The sequence below is a fragment of the Endozoicomonas ascidiicola genome (assembly GCF_001646945.1).
In the GTDB taxonomy this organism is placed as follows: domain Bacteria; phylum Pseudomonadota; class Gammaproteobacteria; order Pseudomonadales; family Endozoicomonadaceae; genus Endozoicomonas; species Endozoicomonas ascidiicola.
In genome coordinates this window covers 81661-102029 of record NZ_LUTV01000008.1, presented here as the reverse complement: position 1 = coordinate 102029, position 20369 = coordinate 81661, and the positions used below count along the sequence as shown (strand labels likewise).

Below are 20369 nucleotides of genomic sequence, written 5' to 3'. Positions count from 1 at the left end.
AGCTATGCAACTGGACGACATTACCCTGCCGGATGATCTGCTCTGGATTAATGAGTTCGACTGGAACCCTGTGGAGCAAAATCTAGAGCGCAGCTTAACGGGCGCTTTGTTGGTACAGGAAGGTGAATTAAAACAAGGACGCTCAATGGAATTAAGTGGCGGTGACTCTGCAGGGTGGGTAACCCGTGATACCGTCGTCAGTTTACAAACCTTGGCGGAAACTCCGAATAAAATTATGCCTCTGGTGCTGCCAGATATGAGACTGTTTTCTGTCATCTTTGATCGGTCATCGGGAAGCCCAATGGTCGCGAATCCCGTTCTGGAGGAAGCCTATCCTGCTGTAGACAGTTATTACTACCTTTTGTTGCGACTGATCATTGTGCCTTGATGTTATTGAGGTGTTTTTAAGCAAGTGTACGACAAGAGCCTATAATTTGTGTCATCTATTAAATGTTGTCCTATGGTCTAGGTAATGCTGAGGCACAATGATGAGTAAACTGGCAGTCACCATAAAGAACGCGATCGCTACAGCGGTCATCGATAACCCTCCGGCAAATGTGCTAACCATTGAATTGATAAATGAGGTTAATGGTTTTCTTGAGTCATTAGAGAAGGATGATGAACTCAAAATCGTGATCTTTAAGTCAGCCAATCCGTTATTTTTCTCTGCACACTTAGATCTGAACCTCATTAACGGGACTCCAAATGGGCAAGCTGGCTGCATTGCATTCAGTGATATGATCAAAAATCTTAAAAAACTGCGGCAGTTAACCATAGCTGTGGTTGATGGTTGTGCGCGTGGCGGTGGCGATGAATTTGTGATGGCCTGCGATCTCTCGTTTGGTACAGAAAATGCGGCATTTGCTCAGCCGGAAATAGGCGTGAACATACCAACGGGTGGTCAAGGTGGTGTTCAGTACGCTCGCAGGATGGGTCGAAGCAAGGCGTTACTGGCATTATTAACGGGTGGCGATTATTCAGCCCAAGAAGCAGAACGATTAAATATCATCACAAAATATGTTCCTAGATCAGAAATGGACAGTTTTCTGGATATGCAGCTGAGCGTACTTGGTCGTTTGGATTTGCGTGACATGGTGATGTACAAAGATATTGTGGGTACCTCCATTCTCAGCGAAGATGGCGGTGTTGAGTTAGAGCTCAAATACTTTTTAGAACGAGCTAATGAAGAAAAATCACAGACAATATTTAAAGCGTTTTTAAACAACGGTGGACAAACTGAACGAGAGGCAACCGACTTCATGGGGATTTTTGTTGATACGGTTGCAGAGTTGAGTCAACGCTAAATTGTTCATTTGAGTTGTTCCATTATAACCGCCGATTTGGCGGTTTTTTTACGCCTGAAGAAAAGGAAAACGGATGGCTATTAACAATGACGATGTAAAGCTTTTCGAGAGTCAACGCCTCACCGATGAGGAGGACGGTGGTGGTCGGGTGACGGGTAATGAGGTTATTGATGGCAATGTAAATAACCTGTTCCGGGATATTTCCCGGATTGACCGCACTATTGGTGATGTGGCTTTGCGTAAAGCCTTTGTTGGCATCAGCACCGACAATAACGATCCGTATCTTGGTAGCCACCTTATCCTGACCGAGCCTCCCAAAGATAAGAATGTCTCTGTCTTGTTGTTTGATACCGATAGCCAAACCGATGAGCGAGCCAATGCCAGAGACAGAATTGAAAGCTATGTGGTGCCGGGGATTCAGGCAGACTGGCATTTGATCGGCAATCAACTGGAAGGCCAGAGGGCTGTGGTCGGCTATCAGCGTGAGAGTTCACCCATACCTGAAATTGGTGAGGTTTATCGCCTTACAAATCCTGATGGTTTTGAGCAAGCCAGCCAGTTTATCCGTATTACTTCTGTCTCTCATGAACTGGTGACATTCAGCTACAACACAGGATCGTCGTTTATTGATTTTGAGCGCAGAAAGCTTGAGCTAGAAATTAGCGCTCCATTGATCGCTACCTTTATCGGGTCGCAGCCAGTTCCGGGCGCACCAGAGGAAGCGACCAGTCTGATTCAGGGGACGCAGATAGCCGACACCTCTCGCTACTATGGCATCCAATCCCTTAGCGCCGATGTGAATGCAGGCGACTTGAATATAAAAGCTGAAAGCGTTTATACGCCTTTGGTGCCGAGCGCCAAGGTGGAAACGCCTCTGCTCGATCAATACGGTGGCTATACAGGAAAGACAATGGTGGCCACAGCGGAAGCTAATCGCTCCGTCAGTTGTCGCTTTGTTCATATCTCAGGCAATCAGAGTCGAACGTATCTCCAGCGTGGCGTACTGCCGGGAAAGCTGACATTGTCTTTTGAAGGAGGCACTTTTCAGGATGATGGGACTGGTAATATTCTCCCTACTAGCGGCACAAACAATTACTCTCGCATGACCGTGGATTATGAATTGGGTGAGATCAATGTATGGCGTACTAGCAGCTATACAACGGGAACGGGAACAGCTACCTATCAGCCAGCGGTGTCGATGACTGGCGCTGCGGTATCTGGCGCAATAGAAGTCACTAATCAGAACCGGGGCTTTAACTATACGCTCAACATGGCCGAGGCTAAGCCAAGGCCGGGAACGCTGGTGGTCAGCTATATCGCTCTCGGTAAATGGCAGGATATCCGGGATACCGGCAACGGCCAGATGACAGGTTCGGGAACTGGCTCCATTATCTTTTCCACAGGGTCGGCGGCGATCACCTTGGATGCGCTGCCTGATCCAGATAGCGCTCTGGTTTTCAGCTACATCGCACAGAATGATGACGAGGTCACTATTCGAACTGGCAATGTGCCAGTTGATGATATGGTCTTCAGGCATACGGTGGAAAAACCCGGCATCAAGCCCGGAAGCCTGACTGTGACGTATGTTTCATCCGGGCAAAATAAAACCCTGACCGACCAGAGCAACGGTCTATTAACCGGCGATGGTAATGGTGTTATCCATTACGCTCCGGGCGAGTTGTCTTTCAAGCTGGACTTCCTGCCTGATAGCGATACTGAAATACAGCTGACGTATGAAGAAGGCACCTCTGCAGGTGGTGAAGTCATAGTATCCGTCGATGGACAAGGCGTTATGAGTGGCACTATTCCCGGCGCTCCCCTGTTGCCCGGTTCGATACAGCTTCAGTTTTTAGTCACGCAAAGAACCAATGTGCCGAGCCATTCGGACAGATTAAAAAACTGGACGACCTATTCCTCCACCAAAAATGTCGCCAAGACGATCAGCGATGATACGGCTGGTGGCTGGCGTGGTGTGACAGGCGTGATTGATTACCAGACAGGTGCCTTTACCGTACTGGCCGTTAATGATTACAGCTTTCCCGAGTACACCTATGAATGGGCAGACGCTATTCGGGTGCATAAAATCAGGGCAACCAGCAAGACGCTGACCTAAGTGTTTAATGGCGGCAGCATTACGGCAATAGCACAGGCCAGTAACCTTGCTCATGCGCCTCACACCGAAAATATCTCATCGCCAGAGCTGTCTATTGATCTACTCCCTCTGATGGAGAATGCGGTGTTACTTCCCGGCAGCATAGTCTTTGAATGGAATGGTGAAACCTATTTTGACCGGGACGGGAAACTATACCGAGATATTAGCACCGAAACTAATGCAGGGGTTCAGGTCGGGCAGATTGATTACAGTGGCGGTAATGCGACACTGGCTGTATATCCATCGGGAACAGTTAACTCAGCCAGCTTACAAGCAGGCGCAACTATCGGTTCAGGTTTTCAGATAGAAAATGTTTCTTTCAGAACGCCGGGGTCGCCTATTCGTCAGGGCAGCTTGCAGCTAACAGCTGTGCGGGTTGATAACGCTGATGTCATTACGGCAACGGCTGACTTCAATGGCGTGATTGATACCGCAGAGGTTCAGGGCAATATTGATGTGACTACGGGTTGGTGTGAGCTTTCCTTTACTGATGGCACTAATCCTATCTATGTAATCCCGCAAAGCATCCGTTATAACTGCATCGTCGAAACCAATCTTCCTCTGGATGCAGAATTGATCGGCCTTGATCCGGTTCGCTTGCCTGCCGATGGTCGGGTGCCGATCTTCCGGGCTGGTGACATTGTTGTTATTTCCCATGCCAGCAGCACCGATGCAGGTACTCCAACGGCAGGCCAGCAGATTTCCCTGAGCCGAGATCATCAGGCCGAGATTACCGTAGAAGACAGTGGCGGCATATTGCTCGCATCGGATCAATATACGGTTGACCGGGAGGCTGGCACCATAGACTTTGCATCACCTCTATCGCTGGTGGACTCAGAAGGCGGTTCGCTATCTGCGCCCTTTGCCATTAAGGATAGGGTCGAGCATATGAGCGTATTGAGCGATGTGCAGATTAACGGCGATCTGTCGATCATCTCTCCTGTCCCTTGGGATTTACCAGCGACAGAAACTACGGTTAGCAGCGCTGTTGTATATGGCGATATGCAGGCGAGAGTGAAAAGCTTTTTTAGCCAAAAGGTGTGGACTAGCGGCGAGCCGAACTGGACGGATTTTATCATCGGCGATCAGACCACTGCACAATACAACACCATTAACTATCCGGTTGAATCCACCAACAAGGGAGCGATCTACGGAAAGTGGGCGATCATATTTACTAGCAGCACCGGCTTTCAGGTGGTGGAAGAAAAGCTCGGCATTATAGGGACTGGCAGCACCACCACCGATACGGCACCAGTCAATCCCGAGGCAGGCGTTCCTTACTTTACGATCAAAGCTGAAGGATGGGGATCAGGCTGGGCGACAGGGAATGCAGTGAGATTCAATACCGATGGATGCCTTGCTTCGGTGTGGGTGTGTCGGACGGTATTGTCCGGTCAGGGTACGGAAACCAACGACGATTTCACTTTGCAGATCAGAGGGGATGCTGACTAATGGCCGTTAATTTCTATTCATCAGAAGATGCTGGCGCTCCGCAATGGAATACCAGCGTATCCGTTGGCAAAAATAATATTATCGAAATACTGGATGCCGTTCTCTTAACGGGTTATGGCAGCAAACCGGGGCTTGGCTGGACGAAAGAAATGTCCAGCACCATTAACGATCGGACGGTTTATTCTAACCAGTCGGCTCACGCCAATAAGATGAACCTGTTAGTTCAAAGTCATCCATCAAATAGTAACGGCGTAATGTTCCAGATTGCAGAAAGCGTTGTTACGCCAGAGGAGTTTTATGGATATAGCTCATGTATCTCTTGTGGTACGACTTACGGTGTCAATCGCTGGATCATTATTGGCGATGAAAAGACGTTTATTTTTGCACTGATGCCGAATTCAATGAAGACGTCTCACTTCTATGTTTATGCACCCAACATCATTTATGTCGGTGACGTAGATACTGATGGTTTTGAAATACCGAATGCTTGGTGTCTGCTTGGATCACATTCTTATAATGGCAGTATGAATACAATCATAAACCCCAATATTGGTTATGGAATATTCAATAGTATTGGAACTACGCAGCAAGCTTTAACAAGGCCATTTACTGCCCTTCCGGGGGATGATTGGTCAGAAAACAACATGCGTTTTCAGTGCATGGCTCTTACTATGTCTCAGTACATAACCGCTTATTGGCCTTCAAAAGTAAGCGGCATCGAAGACCTCGATGAGTTTCTGACAAGCGTAAGTTATCAATCGGACTGGTATATTTATCTTGAAAGTAAATATGTGTTCCGTTTGCGAGGCTGTATCTCATTCACACCTGAGCTTTTTTATTTTGATAAAGCGAATGGGCAGACCAGAGGCTTTGTGCCATTCACCATTGACGGGATTGACTACTGCCATTCTCATAATTGGAACGGGATGTTTTTTCAAACATCGGGAGAGTGGTAATGGTGACCTATGTTCAACCGGTAAAAATTAACACCCCGAGCCTTAATTACGAACATAAAGCAAAAGGCACTTTAAAGGTCGATGGATTGCCATTTAATGGCGTAGTGATATTACTCAGCCCACCCCACCCCTTGGGTATATCCGCTCCGGGTCCATTTCTAATGGGCAATTTTCATTTATTGGCGTTCCTCCGAAATGGCAGAATATGCCTCTGGTGGTTGCCATCTCAGTAGATAATCAACTGTTTAGCCAGAAAGTAGAGGTGAATAATGCCGTTATTTATGATCTCGTCATTAGCACCACTGGCGGTGGAGCGCCAACAGGCGACCCGGCCACCATTACCGGCAAAGTAGAACGGGTGCTGGATAATCAGGCTCTCCCTGCTGCAAGACAGCTGGTAGCTATCGAAAACAAACCCGATGGCACATGGGCGGTTACTGGTAATACTGTCAGCGATACGGAAAACGGAAGTTATACGCTCAATGTGCTGACGGATGGCGGTGATACATTTGTTATGGCTTTGGACGACTATGGACAGGTGTTTACGCCAACAGCTTCTGTGTCCATTGGTGACGTTATTCATCCTACTGTGCCAAACGGCCATGTTTATAGCGTAGAAGTCGGAGGCACTTTGCCTGATACCGAGCCGCTATGGTGGGAGGCAGGTTCATCAGGCACTCAGGCAGCAGGCGATGTGACGCTCCGAGCAATTCCATTTTATCGACCTCTGGTACACGGTTACATCAAGGCGAGCCTGATTGAGTGAGTTACCAAGTCTCATTAGACGATGTGGATTTCAGATTCGATCGCCCGTATACGGTCAGCTCTGCTGCCATCGCTGATTATATGTTTGATGGCCTTCCGTTTTTCCATTATTCCAAACCTCCGGGTTTGCTACGGGTTCTTGTCAGTCAGTGGTCTTCTCCTTCTGAAAAATTAGAGAGCGATATTCGTGCTGCCTCCAATGATGCCGCAGAAAAAAACCTGACGAAAAAGCAGCGCAGCTATCAGGCTGAAATGATTGTCAGTTCGGGCAATAGCTTTTTATGGGGAAAGGTGGACGAGAAGCAGACTGCGGTTCACTTTCAACACGGCATCGCTATAAAGAAGGAAGAAAGCGCCAATGATGCGTGGGGAGAGATTGCAACAAAAGACAGTGGTCAAACGCTAAAATGGGACAAGAGCATTCGGGAAAAGCATGAGTCCTTCGACGCACCTTGGGGAGATGGTCGGCCTAAAGATACAGAAGTGGCAGAAGGCATGCAGTCAGTTGACTTGTATGGTGCGGCTTCAAAGAAATATTCAGGCTATGTCCATCCGGTTCAACCGATTAATTTTATCTTTGATGATGCGCTCTACACACCCGCAGAGAATGGCTCGGTATTTTTTCAAATAGGTGATATTCCGCCAGCGCTCCCGGCGATACCGATAGACACAAAGAGAATATTCGGCTTTGGCAGCAATCGCACCAACGATAATTCTGTGGTTATCCCTTGGGGGTTCGGGCAAAAGGCCAAAGATGAAGAAATCACTGGCAGCTATGGTGGTGAAACAGACCCGGACGTTGTTGAAAAACCTGAGCCAGAGCAACCAGATATCAGGGAGAGCTATCTGCTCATGAATACTATCACCACTGTCGTCTTACCGGATCGGATACCACTGGAACTCCCAAGCCTTGAAATCAGCCTGGATATTGATAGCTTCTCATGGAGCTTTACCGGGCAACTGATCGGCGCTACCAACATTGCTATGGTAGAGCCAGACGAAAACGGCCCAAAGCAAATAGAAGTGGATATCAACGGTTGGAAATGGATCTTTATCATCGAGCGATACAGCACCGATAGACGTTTTGGCAACGAGCGATACACCATTTATGGCAGCAGCAGAACCCAGCTGTTAGCAGCACCTTATGCGCCAATGAGAAGTAAGAGCAGCAGCGATCTCAATGCAAAGCAGGCAATAATAGAAGAGCTGGCCAATACCGGCTTCACCGCAAGCTACCCTGACCTAAACGACTACAGCGCACCGGATTGGATTATGCCCGGCGGCTCATTCAGTTATCAAAACCAGACTGCAATGCAGGTCGTGGCAAAGATCGTTACCACAGCAGGATCGGTAATGATCCCAAGCCGTGATGCAGACCAGCTCAATATTCAACCAAGATACCCTGCCAGCCCCTGGGCATGGAGTGTCACCACGATGGATAAAATCGTACCTGCCAGTATGGTCATCAGCCTGAGTGCCAGCTGGCGACCAGAGCAGGCATACAATGCCGTTTATGTTTCTGGCACTAATGCAGGCGTCGCAGTGAATGTGAAACGACAGGGTACCAACGGCGACAACCCGGCTCCGGATATTCTGGAAGATTGGTTAACCGAAACGCAGGTAAATACTGAGCGGGGGAGGAATGAGCTGGCCAAAGGCGGCAACCAGAGTATTACAGTCATTGAGTTACCACTGACCGATATCAATACAGCACCCGGGTTAATTGAGCCGGGAATGCTGGTAGAGGTCTTGAACATAACCGGTGATTGGATTGGCTTGTGTTTGGCTACAAATATCACTGCTGAACGAAGCCGTGTCCTCCAAAGTGTCCAGCTGGAAAGGCATTATTAGGCATCTGTACACTAATGGCTGAGTATCTTGTGTTATCGATTGAATATAAGTGCCCATAGCGATTAGGATACTACCCCGTATAATGGCGGAACGTTAAAAGTGTGATTTATTTTTTATGCAAAGATTTGATGTTCCGGGTGTAGTAACTCGCCATATTCTTCATAAGTGATAATAAGCTTCTAGCTCCACCGCCAGTCTTGTTTAAAAACAGGACAAGGCACATTTATTATTAAATTTTAGGATATGATTATGTCTACTACTACCGGTACTGTTAAGTGGTTCAACGACGAGAAAGGTTTTGGTTTCATCGCTCAGGAAAACGGCGGACCAGACGTGTTTGCACACTTCCGTCAGATTACAGGTGATGGCTTCAAGTCGCTGCAAGAAGGTCAGCGTGTTGAGTTCACTGTTACTCAAGGTCAGAAAGGCCCACAGGCAGAAGACATTCGCCCTCTGTAATGTCAGAGCTGCAAGGTTGCAGCTTCTAGACTTTATTTAGGTGTACAATAAGGGCAGTGCTTTCGGGCATTGCCCTTTTTTTTGTGGTTTGAAGAAGGCAAAAAAGGAGAAGGAGCTTATGGCGACCACTAATATCTGGCAACAGTTCAAGGCATTGGTACCTGAAGGTGTTCGAGTTGTCGCCACTATTACTACTAATAATGGCAACGGTACGAGTCAGGTGGAACTACAGGATGGTTCTGTCATTACGGTTAAGGGTGAGTCGGTCGCTGGTGGTCAGAAGGTGTTTGTCCAGAATGGAGAGATGAGAGGGGCTGCGCCAAGCCTGGCGCAGTATGAGGTGGAGATTTAGATATTCAAGACCCGCTCCCGGTTTTCTTTGAAGAAAACGATGGGTTACTTCGGCCAATTCTCATGCTCATAAATGTAGTCAAAGGTTTCCAGACCTTCATCAAGCTCAGGGTCCTCTCCTTCTGCGGTGGTTGAAATCCAGAGCTGCATATACAGATCCCGGGCGTACTCATGCAGTGTCTGTTGAATCTGTCGCTGGCTGACAGGATCTGGCGCAGTGGAAACCACACCAGAAATAACCGTTTTCAATACCGGTATATAATCGCTGTCATCCATCAACTCTTTTTGATTACGCTGATGCAGCTGCAGAAGTACCGCTTTGCCAATAGTGATGGTTGTTTCAGTGTAGGGAGACATATCTGACCTTCCAAACAAATTTTTGGAAGTTATACCTCATCATTGGTTGGCAAACCAGACCACATATTCCCTGACTGGCCAGAAATTCTTATCGTCTCTGGAAATCACTTCCAGTTCACATAGGAGCAAATAGCCTTTCTTTCGCCCCTCTTTCACCTTGACGATAATGCCTCGCATTTCATCCTCATCATCAATACCCAGAACTTCAACGCTGTGGCCTACGGAAAAGGGGGCATCCTTAGTATCCGCGAACGGGTTTGAATCCATATCTTCAAATCGGGTCGCCGTAAACGGGAAGGTGAGATTTTCCTCAAGATATTCTTCCCAGTCCCTTTTTTCCCACACTTGGTATTTTTTATCCCAGAGTTCCTCGTTTCCCTCATCCCAGGACGTATTATATTCAGCAGAATTTCCCATAGCATCAAACCTCATAATTAATGCAATTTAAATGGCATCATAGATATCAATTAAAGCCCTTACCTCCGATCTACAATGAAATGCAAGAGCAAATGCGCAGGTTCTCCGGGTTATACCGGTTCGGGCAAACCTTCTGCTACATCCCGAAAAGATGCCAGTGCCGCTTCAAGGTGATCAATGATCTCCTGTTGCAAAATAGCCGGTGCTGGCAGGTTATCAAGATTATCCAGGCTGTCATCCTTCAACCAGAAAATATCCAGGCTGGCCTTATCCCTGGCGATCAGGTCTTCGTAGTTGAAGTATTTGAATCGCTCAGTCTCCTTTCGATCAGCCCGGTTTTCCGGGTTATAACATTCAATAAAATCCTGCAGATCATTCAACGATAATGGACGCTGCTTCAAGGTGAAGTGCTTGTTGGTTCTCAGATCGTAGTACCAGATGCCTTTGGTATGGGTTTTACCATCACGGGGAGCACTGTCAAAAAACACAACGTTAGCCTTAACACCGTTGGCGTAAAAGATGCCGGTAGGCAGACGCAGAATGGTGTGAAGATCACAGGTCTCCATCCACTTGCGGCGTATGCGTTCACCGGTGCCACCTTCAAACAGCACGTTATCGGGTAACACTACTGCAGCCTTGCCAGTGGTTTTAAGCATGGTGACGATATGTTGCAGAAAGTTCAGCTGTTTGTTGGTGGTGGTTGCCCAGAAATCCTGACGTTCGTAGGTCAGAGCGTCTTTATCCTCTTCACCTTCCGCATTGGTGATGGTCATGCTGCTCTTTTTACCAAAAGGTGGATTGGCCAGCACATAATCAAACTGTTCATCAGGCTTCTTCAGCAGCGCATCGGCGCGTTTGATTTCCGGTTCTCCTTCAATATCACCAATATTGTGCAGAAACAGGTTCATCAAACAAAGACGACGGGTAGAAGGTACTATCTCGTTGCCATGAAAGGTTTCATCCCGTAGAAACTTTTTCTGCCGGGTGTTCAGGTTGCTTTTGGATATCCAGTGATAGGCACTTAAAAAGAAACCGCCGGTACCACAGGCAGGGTCGGCAATGGTTTTCATGGGCTCGGGGCGAACACAGGCCATCATGGCATCGATAATCGCCCGGGGCGTAAAGTACTGACCGGCACCACTTTTGGTGTCTTCGGCGTTCTTCTGCAACAACCCTTCGTACAGATCCCCTTTGGTATCAGAATCCAGCCCGAGCCAGTTCTCTTCATTAATCATCTTAATGATTCGTGCCAGCTTGGCCGGGTCCGGAATCTTGTTTTCCGATTTGTAGAAGATGGCCCCCAGCATACCCGGCTCTTCACCCAGCTTTTTCAGCACATGACGGTAATGATCTTCCAGCTTTTCACCGGTTTTATTGCAGAGGGTGGCCCAGTTATGGGTTTCGGGTACCTGGGTGTCCCGGTTATAGGGTTCCTGGGAATACTCATGGGCCATTTTCAGAAACAGCAGATAGGTCAGCTGTTCCAAATAGTCGCCATAGCCCACACCATCATCACGAAGTGTGTGGCAATAGTTCCAGACTTTTTGCACCAGAGCAGATGCATTCATTCATCAGTTTCCTTAAGCACATATTTCTTCTGTGCTTCATTAATGGCGCGTTGCAGACGGGTGTGCAGCACTTCGCGCTTGGGCAATACGGTTAAATACTCCGCCACATGGATGCCAGCATCATCCAGCTGCAGTAGCTCAATCTGTTCTTTGCGGTTTTCGGCACAGAGAATAATGCCCAGAGGTGGCTCTTCGCCGGGCTGACGCTCGTGTTGATCGAGCCAGCGCAGGTAGAGTTCCATCTGCCCTTTGTAGTGGGCCTTGAAACGACCGATTTTCAGAACCACCGCCACCAGCTGTTTCAACTGACGATTGTAGAACAGCAGATCAATATAAAAATCATCACCGTCGATTTGAATCCGCTTTTGCCGGGCAATAAAGGAAAAACCGGCACCCAGTTCCAAGAGAAAGGTTTCAAGATCACGGAGAATAGCGTCTTCCAGATCTTTTTCAAGGTAATGATCGTTCAGCTGCAGAAAGTCCAGCACATAAGGGTCTTTCAGTACTAAGCTGGGTTCCAGGCGGTTCTTTTCGGACAGAGTTTGCAGCTCTTTTTCAATCAGCGTTTCCGGCTTTTTGGACAGCGCAGTACGCTGATACAGCATGGAATCAATCCGCTCCCCCAGCTCCCGGACGCTCCAGCCTTCGATGCGACACATCTGGGCATAGAACTCCCGTTGCAGAGGGTCTTTCATGGGAATCAGGGCGATAAAGTGGGTCCAGCTTAATTGTCGCATCAGTGATACGACAATGTCGTGATCCGGAAACACCTCGGCAAACTGCATCATCCGGCGCAGTTGCTTATCCGAGAAGCCCCGACCAAATTCGCCGGTCAGTTGTTTGGCCAGAGAGACAACCACCTGTTTGCCGTACTCTGCCCGCTCGCCGCCCAGAACCTCCTGATTGATACGCTGGCCGATTTGCCAGTACATAAAGGTCAGGGAGGCGTTAACCGCAGCTGAAGCTTTTTGGCGGGAGTCGGTGATTAGGGTGCGAAGCTCTTCAAGCAGTTTTGGAGTCGAGTGAGTTATTTCAGGCATCTATAAAACCCTAATCAATTCGTCAATCCAAGGGTGAAGCTCTTTATCACCATCAGTTTCTAATTTGTAAAGCAAAAAGCCAATATATGAACTTTGGCTTTTAGGGTTCAGCCATTGTTTTATTTGCTTAAGCGAAGAGGTAAACGCAGCTTGAGCTCCAGCCCTTCTACTCAGCACTTGTAGGTATTGTCTCTTTGCGGAAGCTACTATTGGCTGAAGTTGAGACCATTGTGCTCGCCGCCCTTCATTTAAACCTTCCTGATCTAAGTGAAGGATACGGATGGAAAGGCAGACTTTAGTATCTTCGTCAGACCCAGGCTCAAATCTCGAGAATGGCTTTCCATTAGAATCATATGCTAGCAGTCGCCAATCCAGTGGGTTGCAGGGATCAAGTATTGAAGGTACCTCATAGTCAAGGTCAATGTCTTGGTATGCGCGCTGACTCTCATCTATAAGAGGGAAGTAGTTCCATTTACCTCCATATGTACCTTCAAGATTTTTCCGGTACTCATTACAGTGATCACAAGTAAACCTAAAATTCTCAGCAGAAAACGCTAACCATTTGTAACCACCGTGTCTGGGTGTGATGTCATACCTTTCTAAATCAATGCCATTCGCAGCTAGACGAACCCCTTTTACTTGCCCTTTAGGTCTATAGTGGTCAACGGCATTATCTGTTCTGGGAATTGTGGTTTCGCAGTACCAACAACGTTTTAGAGACAAAGATGAGAGCGGAAGTTTTAACTGCCCCCAAATTGAACTGCGGTCGTTAGCAGTTATAGTTCCTGACAGCAATTGTTGCGATGCACTTGTTGCACGAGCTTCCCAACCATCAGGTATATCGATGAACATATTGTCGATATATCGCATTAATCATCCCCTGACAGTATTGCTTCTACAGCTTCTCTGGCTACACGTTCCCTTTCGTCTGATGAGAGTGAGCGAGCATGAGCAATAAGCGCTTTGTAATCCGTTGATTGTGCTTTTCTGGAAAGAATTTCTGAGCGAGCTTCCAGATAGCGTTGATAATCGTCATCCCTTTGGCTCAGAGTGAAACGATCTTCATCCAGCCATTTTTGAATAACCTGCAAACGTAGGCTTTGAAAGTCTGTGCGATTTTTAATGGCAGACAATGCACGATAGGTTTCCAGTCGTCTCTGGGTTCGCTTGTCCAATGATGAAGGTAAACCGAACATATCACTGGTGATAATTCCGGTGTACCCCATACCTTGAGGATCATAATGTGGTTTATCAGCCTGAATGATTCTCGAATCATTATCACGATGAAGAATCTGAACCTGCTCTTTCTTCAACTCCGCCAGAGCTATCGGGTTATGCGTGGTCAGTACAATATGGCTGGAGCTTTCCTGTCTGGTGCCGGAAGTGATGAATTTATTCAGGTAATCAATATAATCCACGCTCCACTTTGGGTTGAGGTGAGTGTCGGGTTCGTCCAGCAAAAAGAGACTTTCATCTTCGGCAGTAAAGCGCAGTAGGCCAAGTACGGTAAGTAATTGTTGCTCACCTTCGCTCAGCTCTCGAAAAGTTACAGTTCCATCGTTATTCTTTATTCTTATGCGGATGCGTACTTCATCAATCAGCTGAGAAACATAAGTGCTTTCTAAATCTCTGAAAAACGCTGCTGGTTCCTGTTCACCTACAAGGTCTTTCAGTGCATCAATATCTTTCACATAAAGAAACAAGTGCTCAAGGCTCGTATCACTCCACAAATTGACTTGCTTCTCGCGCTTTACCCGTATTGGAGCTAATGAAACATCATATAAACGTTGCAGAAAACCTTTAACGACGCCTCGGGACATCCAGAACCTGGGATCTCCGTCCTCGGCATTAGATTTCCATGGAGGCTCATTCAATACGAAGAGCACAGAGTCGAATCCAATCTCTGCATCAATTCCTAAATGATCAGCCAAAAAGCTCTGAACAAATTTGTCTTGTCTCAGCATGAAGGCAAGCAAGGTAAACTGACTATGTACAGGCTTTGCGTAGAACATCTTCCGTAGGCCCGGGTCAACCCCAGCGAAAAGCCGACTATCATAGCTTTTAAGGTATGGTTGAAATACCTCATGCATTCTTTGGCTGTGGCCCGAGTAATACCCAAAAACATATTTGGGTAAGTAGTCATCTCGTGAGTTTTCAAAATCTTTTTTGGTGAGAGATATAAAGTCATCACTAGCATCTTGCTCCTCAGTGAAAATATCTCCCTGCTTTTCTGGTTCTGTTTTTTTAGGGCTGCTAACCGGTCTGTACTTGATCTTATACTGCCCCGATTTTCGATCGGGATCTGCATCAATCACTATTTCTTTGCTGTGGCAGAAATACCGGATGAGGTAGGCAAAAGCAGGGGGCTCCGGTTTAGAGTGCTCACCTTTTTTGTTTGGTTTCCCTATAAGGTCTCTAAAAATCGTAGCTACCGCTTCCAGAACATTCGATTTACCGGTGCCATTCCAGCCAATAACAACAGTAATCCATTCGTCTTCATCAAAATCAATGGTGACGTTTTTCAGGTTTTTAAATTGTTGCTGTGGCCCTGGCCTGTCTGAGCCCAGAGTCAGTGATGCCAATCGCATGTTTAGCTTAAATCCTTGAGTTTAATCTGATCGAAATCACCTACACGCTTGATATCAACCTGTTCCGTTTTATACAGCTTACGCAGCTCGGCATAGAGGCGTTCAATGGTGTCGGTATCTGTTCCATCGGTCACACCACAACGCCTGAACGCTTCCTGAGCATCGATATAGCCTTTTTCTGATTTCAATACGTCAAGAAGAGTTTCCATAGTGATCACTTTCGCTTTCTGTTTGCGGGGGGGCTTTGGTTTAGGCTGTCTAGCTTTTTCAGCTCGCTCGGCTTTGATTTTTTCCAGCAAAACGCTAGCAGGCTCATCGTCAGGGTTTTGTGGTACCAGCTTACCGGAGAAAGCATCTTTCAGAATGTTTTTGCGCTGGGCAGCTGCTTTGGCCAATGTTATTTCAGTTGCTTCTTGCTGCTTGTTGAGATCCTCTAACTTCTCAGAAAGAAGGGCAAGGATCGCTTGCTGTTCTTCGAAGGGTGCCAGCGGTACCGGGAAGGATTGTAAAATCCCCTTGTTGATGGATGCCAGGTTGGTGGTTTGCTTGCCTGCCTTCTGGAACCACAACTTACCGAAGGTATTGCCATGATGAGACACCAGTTCGGGTAAAATTTCGGTCAGAAAAGGTCGCATTCTAAACACATGGTTTTGATGAATGCAGTCTTCAACCTGGCCGTACCAAACCCAACCTCGACCTAATTTATCCCTGTCACCACCCTCGTTAAACAGAACATCACCCTTCTGTAAAAGGTATTTTTCAATATCGGTTTCTGTGGCCTGGATTGTTTTAATTTCTGACAAGTCAAGGTAGCCACGCTGGACATTGGCTACTCGTAGATAAGGAACTTCTCTGGTGGATACCGGTGTTTTTCGTTTCGTCCCCTTGGTGACTCCAGAGACAATATCGCCGAGCATATCCAAGCTTGCCCATACCCATCCCTCCGGAAGCTCTGGCAAACTGGATGTATCGGGCTCAACGGGCTCCGGGTATTTTGACTGCCAGTTTTTTGGAGGTGTTTTCTCCTTTTCGGCAAACTCTGCCAGCTTTTGTTCTTCCCAGCGTTGGCGGCGTTCTTTGAGAATACGTTCCAGCAGTTGTTGACCCGTATCAGCAATGGTATCCCGATTTTCCTCACGCCATTGTTGAGTAAGCTGGCCTTCAACTGCATTTTTCAAAAGCGATTGGCGGTACAATCCAAGTTTAGTTTTCGCTTTTTTTAACTCGGCTACGCCGTTATCCAGATCGGATAAGAGTTCTTCGAGTTTTTCTACTATGCGGGTTTGTTCTTTTTCTGGGGCAGTTGGTATCGGTATTAATCCAGCTTTTTGTCCTGAAATTTCAAGAAAGGTAGTCCCACTTGCTAGCTTTTCTGCAAACGGTTTTGCTGAAGTTAACCAGTAATAAAGATACTTTGAGTCGATACCATTCTCTGGAACGAAGCTTTTAAAACCCTGATTAGTAGTAATTTCATTAGAAGCAATGGCAACATAGCCGATAGGGGCTCTTGAACTGAAAAGAACCGTCCCTGGAGGCATATTGGTCGCACCTGAATTTTCGTATCCATCTTTAGTTAAACTTCTTACGCCTTTTGAAATGTATATACCTCTATGATGAGACATATCTGCTGGAGTTATCCAAGAAATATCACCGCCAAAGTAGGATGATATCGTTGTTCTTGGGGTCCCCCCTCCTACGACTTCAGAAATTTCTTGGATCTGAACCCACTTCCAGGAGTTTGGTAAGTCCCAAATATCATTGGTGAAGACTTTTTTAATTGCCTCAATGGTACTCACGCCACCAGCTCCTGATTCAGTTCATTCATGATCGTATCCAGTTCTTTACCAAACAAGTTAAACATTTTATGGAGCCCGCCCTTATTCACAAAGGGGCTGAAGTCAAAGTCATCCCGTACAATGCAGCAACTAGCAGCAATATGATCTTTAATCAGCCGCAACCATTCGGTTTGTTCCGGGGTAAAGGCGGTGGCCCGCTGTGCATTATGGCGGAAGATCCACTGTTTAAAACGGCCATCAACCTGATCGGTAAAGGGTTTCAGCTCCTGGTCCAGCCCCATAGCAAAACGCACCAGGGCAATAACATCGGTTAGTTGCCGTTGCTGGTTCTGGCCTTTGACCGGCGTCTGCTGTCTTGCTTCCTGAACCCGGCTGTAGGCACTCCATAGTTTTTCGGTAGTGAGCAGCAGCGGTGGCTTGGCCAGTGCCTCGTGCAGGACTTCAATCATCTCAAAAGTGAGTTGACGACGCTGGTAAGGTTGCTGATAGAAAAAGCTCAGTGCTTCAATATCGTCTTTATGCTGTTGAATAAAGTCGGTAAAGGTGGTGATCAGCTTTTCTGCATTCTCCTGAGCCTGTTGGCTGAAGCCGGAAAAGGTCACCTGATCGGTATTGATATGGTCGATAATCTGGTAACGATCCCGCCGCGCCGTTTCTATCTTCTCCCGTAATTCAGGTTGGTCAAAAGGGGCACAGGCAGTCTGCACCAGTTGTTCTCTGGCGGTTTGCCGTTCGTCTTCCGTGAGCGTCTCTTCTGTACGAAGTATGCCAGCACCTTTGGCATTGGCCAGTGCCTGCTGGGTAATACTATCCGGGTCGGTGGCATTCAGCAGGTCTTTGGCCAGTTGGTTCACCGGTTTGTCACTGATGGCTTCCAGTTCTTTCAGCTGCTTTTTATCCAGTTGTTTATTGAGGCGGATCAGCCTGTTGGCCAGGCTCTGAAGACTGTCGTCATCCCGATGGCCCATGGCAACCCCCTGTAAAAGGTCTTTTAAAGACAGGGTTGGATTTTTTTCCAGTTGTCGACTTTCAGTTTTCAGAGTTTTCTCAACCCCCACGGCATCAATCAGCACAAAGCGGTCTTTATCGGTGGTGGCGCTGTTACTGACTTTGTGCAGCTCTTCATAACTCAGGCTGCGCACCCCACGGCCTTTCATCTGCTCGTAGTAGCCTTTGCTGCGCACATCGCGCATAAACAGCAATATCTCCAGGGGTTTAACATCGGTGCCGGTGGCGATCATATCCACCGTAACGGCAATACGGGGATAATGGTCGATGCGAAAGTCATTCAATACGGCGTCTGGATTTTTGGCGCTGTAAGTGACCTTCTGACAGAAGTGATTACCCTGCCCATAGACCTCCCGCACCATTTTGATGATGTCGTCGGCGTGGCTGTCGGTTTTGGCGAAGATCAGGGTCTTGGGCACTTCTTTCCGGTTGGGATAGAGGGTGGTTTCTACCGCCTGTTTCATGGCTTTGATCACCTGGCGGATCTGGCTGGGATTCACCACGGAACGGTCCAGCTGTTTATGGTTATAGTCGGTCTCTTCTTCGGTCTGTTCCCAGCGTTTTTTTCGGGTGAGCTTGTCCCGATGATCGACCCATTCTTTGGCTTTTAGTGTTGCCCCGGCTTTGGTGATTTCGGTTTCAATCTCATAGACATCGTAGCCAACGTTAACGCCATCAAGCACCGAGTCTTCGTAGCTGTATTCGGCGACAATGTTCTCATTAAAGAAACCGAAGGTGCGTTTGTCCGGTGTGGCGGTCAGGCCGATCAGATAGGCGTCGAAATAGTCGAGCACCTGCTTCCAGAGGTTGTAGATGGATCGGTGGCACTCATCCACGATGATGAAATCGAAAGTTTCTATGGGGATGGCCGGATTGTATTGCACAAACTTGGCCTGTTTTTCGTTCTGGCGGATCTCATTCAGCGAGAGGTCTTCGACGCTGTCGTCGATTTCTTGCCCACTGAGGATGGAGTACATGCGTTGAATGGTACAGATGCAGACTTCAGCCGCATTATCAATGGTACTGCTGGCCAGCCGCTGAACTACATGGTTCTCGTGAAAAAAGGTCTCTTTCCCTGTGGGCTTGAAACCATGAAACTCCTGCTGTGCCTGCTTGCCAAGGTTGCGTGTATCCACCAGAAAGAGGATGCGTTTCGCTTCGGCGTGTTTCAGGATACGGTAAATGGCGTTAATAGCAGTAAAGGTTTTACCCGCGCCGGTGGCCATATGAATCAGTGAGCGAGGCCGATTTTCTGCCAGTGATTTTTCCAGCCCGGTAATAGCGCTGACCTGGCAATCGCGCAGCCCTTCCGCCGGAAGTTCGGGCATATCATGGATCAGCCGGTGTCGGAGTGTATTTGGTTGGTTATACCAGGTCTGCAGAGTTTCAGGTTTGAAAAAGTGGAAGATTTCCCGGGCTCGGGGTGCCGGGTCCCGGCTATCGGTAAAGTGAATGATCTGTCCGGTGGCTTCAAACAAAAAGGCGAGGGCTTTGCTGTCTTTGCGCCATTTCAGCTGACTGTTGGCATAGCGAGTGGTCTGGGGTTCGTGTACGGAAAGAATCGATTCATCTTTCTTGGCTTCAATAACGCCCACCGCTATGCGATTCACATAGAGGATGTAATCAGCAGGGCCGGTATCTGTTGGGTGTTCACGAACCGCAATACCCAGGGCTGCGCCGAGGTTGATTTTTCGATAGTCCTGTACCTGCCAGCCGGACTGTTCCAGCTTTTTGTCGATAATGGCTCGGGCTTTTTGTTCCGGGGACATGGTGGTGAATCCTTTACCGGTTAATCTGCGCTGAAGTAATCGGAGTCGATGGATTTAATTTCATACACTTCTCGCGTGCTGACGCCCAGACCAAAATCAATTATTAGCTGAGCCAGCTGGTGACGATCGATCAGTACAATTAGCAAGTGCTGTAAGTCCCCGTTCGGTGATTTTCAGCGGTGACCGAGCAGGTGAGTCCAACAAACCGGCTTTCGTCTACCGCCACCAGCAAGGGGCGCATAAAGGGGCGCATAAAGGGACGCATAGTGCTTTGAAAATCAGGTGTAGCCATTGTGTTTGTTTGCCTGACCAGCCCGGGCACGCTACCGCCCGTGGATTTTACCATTGTCTTTTATTGACGCTGGGGAGCATGGGACCAGATAGCTCAGTGGGAAGTTTTTTGGAAAGTACGGCATTTTACGCTTGTGAGAGGATGGGGGATAGTGGTGTCTTTACGAACTTATGAGTGTCGGGTTTAACTGTAGGTCGTTTCAAGGATTACTTAAGTTGTCGGTCTTCGGGACATTCCTTACTTG

19 protein-coding genes are annotated in these 20369 nt (G+C 47.7%); 9 read left to right on the top strand and 10 right to left on the bottom strand.

The window, feature by feature from the left end; genetic code table 11:
* Positions 1 to 4 precede the first annotated feature (4 nt).
* The 9 genes from AKL11_RS20905 (at position 5) to AKL11_RS20870 (ending at position 9291) form a co-directional block, all read left to right on the top strand.
* Positions 5 to 388 (top strand): hypothetical protein, encoded by a 384-nt coding sequence (locus AKL11_RS20905; protein ID WP_067521612.1) that lies wholly within the window; start codon positions 5 to 7, stop codon positions 386 to 388.
* A gap of 97 nt (positions 389 to 485) precedes the next feature.
* Positions 486 to 1304, top strand: coding sequence for an enoyl-CoA hydratase/isomerase family protein (locus tag AKL11_RS20900; RefSeq protein ID WP_245673543.1), 819 nt, complete (start codon positions 486 to 488; stop codon positions 1302 to 1304).
* Between the two features lie 73 nt (positions 1305 to 1377).
* Positions 1378 to 3417 carry a hypothetical protein gene (locus AKL11_RS24825; protein WP_095210587.1) on the top strand — a complete coding sequence of 680 codons (2040 nt, stop codon included), beginning with the start codon at positions 1378 to 1380 and terminating at the stop codon, positions 3415 to 3417.
* Positions 3418 to 4908 carry a hypothetical protein gene (locus tag AKL11_RS24820; protein ID WP_095210586.1) on the top strand — a complete coding sequence of 497 codons (1491 nt, stop codon included), beginning with the start codon at positions 3418 to 3420 and terminating at the stop codon, positions 4906 to 4908.
* Positions 4908 to 5864: a hypothetical protein gene (locus AKL11_RS20890; RefSeq protein WP_067521608.1), complete on the top strand. Its 957-nt coding sequence runs from the start codon at positions 4908 to 4910 to the stop codon at positions 5862 to 5864. Before AKL11_RS24820 ends, AKL11_RS20890 begins: the two co-directional genes overlap by 1 nt.
* A gap of 205 nt (positions 5865 to 6069) precedes the next feature.
* Positions 6070 to 6630, top strand: coding sequence for a hypothetical protein (locus tag AKL11_RS20885; protein WP_067521606.1), 561 nt, complete (start codon positions 6070 to 6072; stop codon positions 6628 to 6630).
* On the top strand, positions 6627 to 8480 hold the full coding sequence (locus AKL11_RS20880) for a hypothetical protein (protein WP_067521604.1): 1854 nt from the start codon (positions 6627 to 6629) through the stop codon (positions 8478 to 8480). Before AKL11_RS20885 ends, AKL11_RS20880 begins: the two co-directional genes overlap by 4 nt.
* Positions 8481 to 8729: 249 nt before the next feature.
* Positions 8730 to 8939, top strand: a complete 210-nt coding sequence (gene cspE / locus AKL11_RS20875; RefSeq protein WP_067521846.1) for a transcription antiterminator/RNA stability regulator CspE — start codon at positions 8730 to 8732, stop codon at positions 8937 to 8939.
* 118 nt (positions 8940 to 9057) lie between these two features.
* Positions 9058 to 9291 carry a hypothetical protein gene (locus AKL11_RS20870; protein ID WP_067521844.1) on the top strand — a complete coding sequence of 78 codons (234 nt, stop codon included), beginning with the start codon at positions 9058 to 9060 and terminating at the stop codon, positions 9289 to 9291.
* Positions 9292 to 9335: 44 nt separating this feature from the next.
* Here AKL11_RS20870 and AKL11_RS20865 read toward each other — a convergent pair whose 3' ends face one another.
* The 10 genes from AKL11_RS20865 to AKL11_RS25370 all read right to left on the bottom strand — a co-directional run bounded on the left by AKL11_RS20865 (position 9336) and on the right by AKL11_RS25370 (position 20125).
* Complete coding sequence (locus AKL11_RS20865; RefSeq protein WP_067521602.1) at positions 9336 to 9647, bottom strand: hypothetical protein; 312 nt, start codon at positions 9645 to 9647, stop codon at positions 9336 to 9338.
* 39 nt (positions 9648 to 9686) lie between these two features.
* Positions 9687 to 10064, bottom strand: a complete 378-nt coding sequence (locus tag AKL11_RS20860; protein WP_067521600.1) for a calcium-binding protein — start codon at positions 10062 to 10064, stop codon at positions 9687 to 9689.
* Positions 10065 to 10174: 110 nt separating this feature from the next.
* The gene (locus AKL11_RS20855; RefSeq protein ID WP_067521598.1) at positions 10175 to 11632 is read right to left on the bottom strand and encodes a class I SAM-dependent DNA methyltransferase; all 1458 of its coding nucleotides are present in this window, start codon (positions 11630 to 11632) and stop codon (positions 10175 to 10177) included.
* Entirely contained in the window at positions 11629 to 12672 is a 1044-nt protein-coding gene (locus AKL11_RS20850) for a PDDEXK nuclease domain-containing protein (protein ID WP_067521596.1), read from the bottom strand. Before AKL11_RS20850 ends, AKL11_RS20855 begins: the two co-directional genes overlap by 4 nt.
* Positions 12673 to 13542: a hypothetical protein gene (locus tag AKL11_RS20845; protein WP_067521593.1), complete on the bottom strand. Its 870-nt coding sequence runs from the start codon at positions 13540 to 13542 to the stop codon at positions 12673 to 12675.
* Positions 13542 to 15260, bottom strand: coding sequence for an AAA family ATPase (locus tag AKL11_RS20840; protein ID WP_067521591.1), 1719 nt, complete (start codon positions 15258 to 15260; stop codon positions 13542 to 13544). Before AKL11_RS20840 ends, AKL11_RS20845 begins: the two co-directional genes overlap by 1 nt.
* A gap of 2 nt (positions 15261 to 15262) precedes the next feature.
* The gene (locus AKL11_RS20835) at positions 15263 to 17056 is read right to left on the bottom strand and encodes a restriction endonuclease subunit S (protein WP_067521589.1); all 1794 of its coding nucleotides are present in this window, start codon (positions 17054 to 17056) and stop codon (positions 15263 to 15265) included.
* Positions 17053 to 19833, bottom strand: a complete 2781-nt coding sequence (locus AKL11_RS20830) for a type I restriction endonuclease subunit R (RefSeq protein WP_067521587.1) — start codon at positions 19831 to 19833, stop codon at positions 17053 to 17055. The genes AKL11_RS20835 and AKL11_RS20830 overlap by 4 nt, the downstream gene beginning before the upstream one ends.
* 20 nt (positions 19834 to 19853) lie before the next feature.
* Positions 19854 to 19979, bottom strand: coding sequence for a hypothetical protein (locus tag AKL11_RS26520; protein ID WP_281180475.1), 126 nt, complete (start codon positions 19977 to 19979; stop codon positions 19854 to 19856).
* Positions 19973 to 20125, bottom strand: a complete 153-nt coding sequence (locus tag AKL11_RS25370; RefSeq protein WP_157673698.1) for a hypothetical protein — start codon at positions 20123 to 20125, stop codon at positions 19973 to 19975. Before AKL11_RS25370 ends, AKL11_RS26520 begins: the two co-directional genes overlap by 7 nt.
* Positions 20126 to 20369 lie beyond the last annotated feature (244 nt).